Origin of the sequence: Sutcliffiella rhizosphaerae, from assembly GCF_917563925.1 — a bacterium.
Classification (GTDB): domain Bacteria; phylum Bacillota; class Bacilli; order Bacillales; family Bacillaceae_I; genus Sutcliffiella_A; species Sutcliffiella_A rhizosphaerae.
In genome coordinates, this window is record NZ_CAKJTJ010000065.1 from 1 (window position 1) to 9,118 (window position 9,118).

General features: G+C 36.3%; 8 protein-coding genes. All 8 read right to left on the reverse strand.

Annotation, left to right across the window (positions count from 1 at the left end):
- Positions 1-201: 201 nt before the first annotated feature.
- The 8 genes from LRP81_RS23290 to LRP81_RS22610 all read right to left on the reverse strand — a co-directional run bounded on the left by LRP81_RS23290 (position 202) and on the right by LRP81_RS22610 (position 8,904).
- The gene (locus tag LRP81_RS23290) at positions 202-336 is read right to left on the reverse strand and encodes a hypothetical protein (protein ID WP_263458277.1); all 135 of its coding nucleotides are present in this window, start codon (positions 334-336) and stop codon (positions 202-204) included.
- Positions 337-407: 71 nt separating this feature from the next.
- A complete protein-coding gene (locus LRP81_RS22580) occupies positions 408-1,250 on the reverse strand; it encodes a sulfurtransferase (protein ID WP_230505353.1) in 843 nt (280 codons plus the stop codon).
- Between the two features lie 16 nt (positions 1,251-1,266).
- Positions 1,267-1,524, reverse strand: coding sequence for a YpbS family protein (locus LRP81_RS22585; protein ID WP_230505355.1), 258 nt, complete (start codon positions 1,522-1,524; stop codon positions 1,267-1,269).
- A gap of 11 nt (positions 1,525-1,535) precedes the next feature.
- The gene (locus LRP81_RS22590) at positions 1,536-1,784 is read right to left on the reverse strand and encodes a hypothetical protein (RefSeq protein ID WP_317987116.1); all 249 of its coding nucleotides are present in this window, start codon (positions 1,782-1,784) and stop codon (positions 1,536-1,538) included.
- A 206-nt stretch (positions 1,785-1,990) separates the two neighbouring features.
- Positions 1,991-5,665: a dynamin family protein gene (locus LRP81_RS22595; RefSeq protein ID WP_230505358.1), complete on the reverse strand. Its 3,675-nt coding sequence runs from the start codon at positions 5,663-5,665 to the stop codon at positions 1,991-1,993.
- Between the two features lie 810 nt (positions 5,666-6,475).
- A complete protein-coding gene (locus LRP81_RS22600; RefSeq protein WP_230505360.1) occupies positions 6,476-7,048 on the reverse strand; it encodes an isoprenylcysteine carboxyl methyltransferase family protein in 573 nt (190 codons plus the stop codon).
- Between the two features lie 4 nt (positions 7,049-7,052).
- Positions 7,053-8,117, reverse strand: coding sequence for a type III polyketide synthase (locus LRP81_RS22605; RefSeq protein ID WP_230505362.1), 1,065 nt, complete (start codon positions 8,115-8,117; stop codon positions 7,053-7,055).
- A gap of 259 nt (positions 8,118-8,376) precedes the next feature.
- On the reverse strand, positions 8,377-8,904 hold the full coding sequence (locus LRP81_RS22610) for a GNAT family N-acetyltransferase (RefSeq protein WP_230505364.1): 528 nt from the start codon (positions 8,902-8,904) through the stop codon (positions 8,377-8,379).
- Between the last annotated feature and the right edge of the window lie 214 nt (positions 8,905-9,118).

Below are 9,118 nucleotides of genomic sequence, written 5' to 3' on the forward strand. Positions count from 1 at the left end.
GCTGCCGAAGCCTTCCTTGTCCTGCGGGAGGAAGGGACATGGGAAACCCCACAGGGCGCAGCCCGAGGAGGTTCCCGGACCGCCCGCGGAAAGCGAAGCGTCTGCAACGAAGATCAACAGTCAAATACAAATTTATAAATAATTTGGGTTTGTCAACTGTTTGAGACTATCCTAAGTTATTGGACAGTCTATTAATTCAGCTTAATGGTTCTTTTTGTTTGTCATTTTTGCTGCTTCATACTCCGCATAAGAAGCAAATTCAGAATCCATATTTCCTTTTTGTTTCGCATTATTGTTTCGTTGAGCGTTTGCATTTCCTTTTTTAGTACGACCCATTCGAGACTCCTCCTTTTATATGTGAGTCCCTGTTAGTTTATGCTGAATGTTTTTTTTTAGTTAGGGTAATTCTAGTTAGTACTTTTAGATATTGGATTATCAGCGTAACTTATCCAGTCACTCCAGCTTCCAGCGTAGAGCTTTATGTCTACAAACCCTGATACTTTAAGGGCGAGGATGGTTGGGCAAGCAGTGACTCCTGAACCACAATATACTACTACTTCTTTTTGTTTATCTAGAAATTGGAACCTTTTCTTCAAGTCCTGTTCATCTTTCCATTTTCCGTTTTCGGTGTTATCAAGCCAAAAAGCATTTCGAGCCCCTGGAATATGTCCAGCGATTCGATCAATCGGTTCTTCCTCACCAGTAAATCGTTTTGGTTCTCTTGCATCAAGAAGGTATCGTTCATCAAGCTCAAAATCTGGTAAGGATGCTTTTACCTCTTCTTTTCCAACTATTAATTTTTCGTTGAATTTAACTGTTAATTTTCCCGATTTTTGTGTTGGTTGCTGGATGTGATTAGTCAAAGGGAAGCGTAGCTCTTTCCAATAACTGTATCCACCGTCCATAATATACACATTATGAAAACCCACTAATTGAAGTAGAAACCACATTCTTGAAGCCATAGCCCCATTTTGGTCATCATATAGGAGAACTTTAGCATTATCGTGTACACCGGCTTCTTCTAGTTTAAGGTGAAATTCCTTAATATTTGGTAATGGATGTCTTCCTCCATGTTTTTGCACAGGTCCTGATAAATCTCTATTCAAATCAAAATAGTAGGCATTGGGCAGATGGCTTTGCTTATATTCTTCAAATCCTTTGTCAGGTTCCTGGAGATAAAACCGGCAATCCAAAATAACAAGGCTTTCTAAATGTTCGTTTACCCATTCTGGTTGAACAATATATTTCATTTCATTCCCTCCCGAATTATTTACTGCGGGAAACAAATTCCTCCACCATTTCTGCTGTTACCATTTTACGTTGTGGAGCAATTCCTTTACGAGCCAGCTCATTTATTTTCTTTGTTACTTCATTTATTTTTGCTGTAGTGAATGGTTTCTTTTGCTGGCAAAGGATTACTGCTTCCTCAATGAAAGCTTCCCTTTGCTGATCAAGTTGGAGAAAGTTCATGACCACTTGATTCTGTTTTCTGGAATGCTCTGATATTTCTTTATGTACGCTCATGGATGTTCCTCCTAATTCTTCTGTTCTTTTTCCATTAATTTTAACACGTTTTCTTTCGGTTGCCAGCAATTAAACTGGTAATGTGGCCTTGTATCGTACCCAAGCCTACTACAATGATAACGAGTACGTTCTTGTGACTTTACGACCTCATAATGTTGACAGGTCGCACAAGCGTGAAATCTGTTATGTTTTGACATGACCATTATCACCATCCAATCCAAAAAATTATAAGGCAATAGGTCTGGATAAGCTTTTCTCATTTAGCTTCATTTTCTTTATGAATGTCATTAATTTATTCCTGTATTCGTAACCTTTTTTTGTTCACAGGAAGGAAACTATATTTAATGTGGTTGTGTCAGGAAAGCGCAATACCTTGCTCCCAGCTTCACACAAAAAGGATATGCACATTATTTTCTCTTTCCATTATTGTGTAACATATCCTCGATGTTTTTCAAATCATTTTCCCTTAGCGTTTGTAAGCTGCAATTTCTTGATAGACTTTTTCAAGCTGCGGAACGTCTTGATCTTGTTCCAGAACGTCCTGCATTCCATCAAAAAAGTCTTGAATCTGCTTTTCCGTATACGAATGAACTTCTTGGAAAGATTGGGTTAACTCTAATTGATAATGGACCGTGAGCCTATCCAAATTTTCTTTTAGATAAATATCCATCATTGGTGAAAATTGTTCCTCTAGATACATAAACATATGCTGTTTCTCATTTTTCTCAAAAAATGATTTTGAGTTTCTGTAATAGCCCGCAGTCTGTTTGTGCGTTTTATTCGCAACCTCAGGAGGTGCTACTACAATCTTATAAGGATTGATAGTTTCTATATCCATTTTTCGGATGGAAGAATTCGCCTCTATAGATTTCACTTCATTCTCTATTTCTTGCTGCCATTCCCTCAACATTCTCACCAAAAAATTTTCAATTCTAACAGTAGTAGCTCTTATTTCCTGCGATAAATTATGAAAAACATCATTTGACAACTCTTGTAAGCATTGACGGAGTTGTTCTCTTATATTACGCCCATCTTCCCTTAGTACCGCCGGATTAAAGCTTTCTTTAAAGAAATCAGAAAATCTAAGTAATGTCCTTTGCTTCACGTAATAAAGCAGTTCCTGTATTTCCTTTTCGAGGAGTATTGTAAAGGATTGTTCAGAATACGTATGAAGAGTAGTTAAGATCTGTTGTTTGTTGTTAGCAATACCTTGTTTTAAACTCTCCCTTTCATCTGCTCCTAGCCTAGCTTGTGTTACGTAGTGTTTAAATAAATCGACCGCTCGGTTTATATCGGATTGTGCTGCATGTAAACGCATTTCAACGAGGTCCGACTGAATAAATTCTGAAAAAGCATGTTCAAATTCATGCAAGTAAGCTCCATTTAAAAATGGATGCGCTGTAGTTTCCCCTTGTTTTTCCTTTAATGCTAAGAGGCTTGAAACAGGGTAAAGTCTTGGATGTCGAATTCCATAATTGGTAAGCTGTTCCTTCACATAGTTACAGACCAACTCTAATTCTTCCTCATTATTCGCCAAGTCTGCGGCATTTACTAAGAAAAACATTTTATCCATTGCAAATGCATCTTTTACTCTTCCCAACTGAATGAGAAATTCACGGTCAGCCTTCGAAAATGCATGTTGATAATATGTGACAAAAAGGATGGCATCCGCATTTTTAATAAAATCAAATGACACGTCTGTATGTCTGGAATTTATCGAATCCGCTCCTGGTGTATCCACTAATGTTAGTCCTTGTCTAGTAAATGGACAATCGTAAAATACCTCAATCCACTCAACAAAACAGGACTTTTCTTCTTGAGCAACATAAGCTTCGAATTCTATAAATGTTACTTTGTGCAAAGAACCTAAATGATTCCTCATTTCTCCAAAGCCGGCCAAGTAAGCTTTTAGAAATTGAAATTGAGGTTTTTTACTTGAATCCAAATCAACATGTTCATTTTTTCGGATAATTTCGGCAATTACTTTTGTTGCAGTTTCCAGTGAAGTTGCAGTCTTACGAAATATTCCCAAAGCTTGGTTCACATCATCAAGAATTTGTTCCGGACTCTTCATCATCACATGGACGGTACCATGTGGAGATGCTTCAGTAACTGGAGAAATCTTATTGATAGATGCTGTTGTTGGATTAGGAGAAACTGGCAGAACCATTTCTCCAAATAAAGCGTTAGCTAAAGAGGATTTCCCTGCACTAAAAGCTCCAAATAGTGACACAGTAAATGATTGATTGTTTATTTTTTCTGCACGGTCCTTTAAATCCTTAACAACCGTTTGGAAACCTGAAAATCCTTTTAATAATGAAGCTGTATGTTGCAGCTCTCCTACAAGTTCAGCTGCACCTTTTTGCAATTGCATTTGCTTGTTATTAACTGGAACCTTTTCTTCTTCAAAAGTTGATTTAGTTGTAATTTCAAGTTCATCCCCATGTACTCTTTTATAATTAAACGTGGTATACAAAGAAACAAGTTTTGAAGATAATTCGGAAATGTCCGCAGAATTGATTTTTTTCATTACGTCGACGACAAGCTGATACTCTTTTTCCAAATCTAAATAGAGTGAACTGATGTTTTTCTGAGCTTGTAATACTTCTTGTAGTTCACTTTCTTCTATTTTCAATATAGAAATATCTTGTTCCGATTGTCTATCTAGCTTATCAAAGTACTTTTCCATAAAGGATTGTACCTGTTTTTGATATGCTAATTTGATGCTTTGAGCGAGGTCTTTTGAATAATTCAGAACTGCATTTCCGCTATATCCTGCTCCTTGCTTTACATGATTTAAGACAAAATCATTTGTTATTGATAAGGAGATTTCCTGAACTTCATCAACAGAAGTTGAAGAATGAAAATCATGATCTTTTAGAAATGTCAGTATGTTCTCATGAATAAACTTTTCGATTTGTGTTTGGACACGTGACTTCAGGTCATTACAAAGCGCTTCACTTCTTTGAATTTTTTCTTCTTCTGTTTTCTTACTTGAAAATAAAAATCCTACTTTATATCCCTTTTGTCTGGATTCTAAAAATTTCTCGGCTAGCTCCCTCATCTCGAAAGGTGTAATGTTTGCATTTTCAACGATTCTCTTTATCTCCAAAAGGAATGCTTCTTTTGCCTGTACCATTCTAAATTCAATAGTGGAAATTTGACTTCTTTTCTCATCAAGGTTTGCAGACACTTCATCTAATGGACCATCCCATGCTTCTACTATACGTTCATTCTTTGTTATTTCGGCTTCTTTTTGTTCTAAGATCCATTCCTTATGCTCGAGGAGGATATGTTCTAACGCTCTTTCAATAGTTTTAGGTAATATTTCTAGTTTATCCTTGCGGAGAATATGAATCGTTTCTTTAACAATTTGCAAATCGTTTAGGTGATGTTGCTTATCCTTTAAACTTGTAAAATAAATACTTGCTGGTATTAGTCCCCAATCATCAAATGAGTCTTGTAATCTTTTAGTGTAAGTCGAGAAAAGTAACTCTTCCTCCCTATGCTTGTCAATTTGATTAATGATGAGATATATCTTTTTCTCTTTTTCCTGTAGTTCCTTAATAAATTTCAAATTTACTTCAGACTGAACGTGATTATAATCCATCACATAGAAAATAACATCTGCAAGATGGAGGGAGGATTCTGTAGAAATACGATGAGCATCATCTGTGGAATCCACACCTGGCGTATCAAGAACGATGATATCTTCTGGAAGATGTTCAAATGGATACTGATATTCAACAGTTTCCACATGATCTCCATCTTTGCAGTAAGCTTTCACTAACTCAAAGGATACAGGAGGTGTTATTTCAAGTGATTCCCCTTTGAAAAAATTTACATGTGCAAGCTCCTGTCCTTTTTTTATCTTTACCACATTTGCTGATGTTGGTATTGGACTGGCAGGTAATATTCTTTCTTCTAATATCTCGTTAATTAATGATGATTTCCCTGCCGAAAAATGACCACAAAAGGCAATCGTCAGCTCTTTCGTATCAGCCTTTTGGAAGAGTTCCGCAACTTTACATGCACCCTTTTCGTCCCCTTTTTTATGTAAAATGTCTAAAACAGAATATAGTTTAGTGGTTAAATGTGCCATTGATTGTTCAACTTGATGATTTTGTTTTTGTATTCCCATCCATGGTCCCCTCAGTTGATTATAATCATTTTTTTGTCATTTCCTCTATTTTACTTGAAAAACAAGCTTTTTCCTACTTCCGTTTTATTATTTATGGTTCTTTTCTAAAAGATATATTGCTATTCACTCCGAAATAATCGGCTTCTAGAACTATTCTACTTTTAAGTAGAAAAACATTATCCTTCATAAGAGTGCGACTGTAACGATAATTACGAGTTTCTTGTAAAGAATTTCACAACCATCTTATATTATTTATTCATATTGTAGAAGGTGGAGTATGGTGATAGTGAACTTTTACCTTGGTTTGCTTTGTATAGACTGCTACACGACCAACCAAAAGCTATGAAATAAAAAAAGGATTTTCTATAATAAAAATAGAAAATCCTCAGTGTGAAGACAAAGGTACTTTTTCTTAAAGTTAATGCAATTCCCATGTTGATCGTAGTGAAAGACGCGAAGACTCCTGCGGGAGGAAGGGACATGGGAAACCCCACAGGACGCAGTCCGAGGAGGTTCCCGGACCGCCCGCGGAAAGCGAAGCGTCTGTAACGAAGATCAACAGTTCAATGCAAAGACTAAAAAAATGGGTTTGTCAACAGTCTGAGGATTTTCTATAATAAAAATAGAAAATCCTGTCTTTTATTATTCAACAGATTTAGGCTCACATGTTTGCTGTAAAATCATTTTCATTAAGATAGAATACGTCACAACCGTCGCACCAATGAATACCATAACCATGTTGGTGTCCCCCTCATTGATAGTGATAATTATTATCATCATAACAGTTTCTAGGCTAAATGACAATGACTATCATTCTAAATCTTTTTGGAAAGTTGGGGAAAAACGTTTCCTAAGACTCATATATGTATCATAATTTTTGGACTTTTCGAAGAGAGCCTGTTCTTCTATTGGAATTCTAACCGATAACATCCATAAATTTAATGCGGTAAATAACACTGCTGTCATATATGCCTGAAACAATAAAGGAATAAGCATAATCTCAAGCGTAACAATTACGTAATTAGGATGCCTCATAAAGCGGTATGGCCCTTTCATTGAAATTTCTGCATCAGGAATAATTAATATTTTGGTGTTCCAGTAAGGGCCTAATGAGTATAGGGACCAAATTCTTATCGCTTGTGTCATAATAAATAAGGTCAACCAAATTGGCCATATGGGACTTGCATATTTTCCCAAAGCGGTGACCTCCCCAAAAAAGCTTACTAAGAATAACACATGCAAAGAGACTATATATTTATAGTGTTCACTTCCATATTCAATAGCTCCATGTTCTAACATAAAAATTTCATTTTTTTTGGCAATCAATAATTCATATATTCTTTGTGAAACAACAAATGTAAAGAATATTGCAAACCAAATCACTTACTCACTCCCATTCCATCAAGAGCATTTCTGAACTAAATCCTGGTCCCATTGCTGCAGCCAGACCAAGATCTCCTTTTGAGGGGTTACTTTCCATTATTTCTTTTAGCACATAAATCACAGTGGCAGAAGACATGTTCCCGTATTCCTTCAAAACCTTTTGAGAGGCACTTAATTTTTGTGCATCAATTCCCAAACTTTTCTGGTAGGCATCTAGAATTTTCAAACCCCCTGGGTGGAGCACAAATTGTGATAGGTCATTCTTTTTCCGATGATAACGTGCCAAGAATCGTTCAACATTAGGACCAAGCCAATCTGTAATAATATTGGGAATATCGCGTGAGAAAACCACGTACAATCCCCCATCTCTTATCTCCCATCCCATTACATCCTCTGACTCTTTCATTAGGGTTGATTGACTTCCTAGAAGTTTAGGATAGGTAGCCTCTGAGTTAGTTTTCACTTCATCTCCAACCATTAATACACAAGCAATACCGTCCGCAAATAATGAGGTACCTATCAAATTGCTTTTTGATCGATCATTTTTTTGAAACGTTAAACTGCAAAGTTCAACACATAGAATTAGTACTTTTGCTTTTGGAAAAGCAAGACAATATTCATATGCTCTTGAAAGTCCTGCGGCACCACCAGCACATCCAAGCCCCCAAATCGGAATCCTTTTTGTAAATGGTGAAAATGGTAGAATATTCATTATTCTCGCTTCAATGCTTGGGGTTGAAAAACCTGTAGTAGAAATAAAGAAAATTGCTTCTATATCTTCAAATGGAACACTCTCTTTTAAAAGACATGAATTAATCGCTTCTGTCCCGTAAGCAACCGCCTCGTGGATGTAAATGTCGTTTTTTTCTTTTATAGAGTGCCTTTGCTTAAACCATTCGATGTCTCGCACAAAATGTCTTTTTTCAATAAGACCATTCTGGAACACGGTTAACAATCGACTAATATCTTTAAATGACTCTTCAAATAGTTCTTCTGCAAACTTCGCTGCTGTGACCTGATCTATTTCGTATTTTGGAATGGAGGTTCCAATAGAAATGATTTTTGGCATGTACGTGCACCTCGATAATTATGGTACTTATACGATTTCCTATTATGTTTATTTTATACAATAAATGGAATTTATGAAGGGAAGAAAAAACCTCTCCGATTTTGGAAAGGTTTAAATTCGTTTTAAAGGAGTTGTTGTGTTGTGCCACTTTATTATAACGAATCGCACTTTTACAATCACTATTCATTTTATGGAAATAAATTAGGAATATCTCACAAGCATATTCCTTCCTTTACCTAATTTCGCACAAAGAGCAAATCTATTTAAAGAATTTCGCCATCCATATTTCATCTACGTATTCACCATTTATATATGCTTGTTCTCTCTGATTTCCTTCTTCATGAAACCCATATTTTCTGTAAAGTTGATAGGCCACTTGATTAGTTGAGAACACCGTAAGTGAAAGCTTTCTTATATGTTGTTCACACCACTTGTCTGTATAGGCCATTATTTGTTTTCCTATCCCTAAGCCTTGTACTTCTTCGGATAACCATGTACGAAAAAGTCCCGTATGCCGCTTCATAATGATTTCCCCTCTGATAACACGCCCTATTCCGACCACCTTTCCGTTACGCTCTACACCAATATACATGTTATCTTTTTCTTTCATATCATGTATAAAATTCATTTCTTCTTCAACGGTATGTGGGACATCCTTTTGAATGTACTCCCCAGCAGCAACAACACTTGCTACAGCTGTTACAATATCGTAAGCATCTTTTACTTCAACTGGACGCAAAGTAACTGAAGATCCATCTTTTGCTTTAAATTCTAATAATTGAATCATGCATGTTGGTCCTCCTAATAATTCATTAAGTTATAAATCCTAGTACATTTACCATTATTGTTCAACAGATTAGTGAAAAAATTTATCGACTTGAAATCGAGTAGGAGGGGGTGACTAACCCCCGACCTCTCACACCACCGTACGTACCGTTCGGTATACGGCGGTTCAATTAAAGTTGACGTAAACTTTCATATCTTGCATATAGACTTTTGAG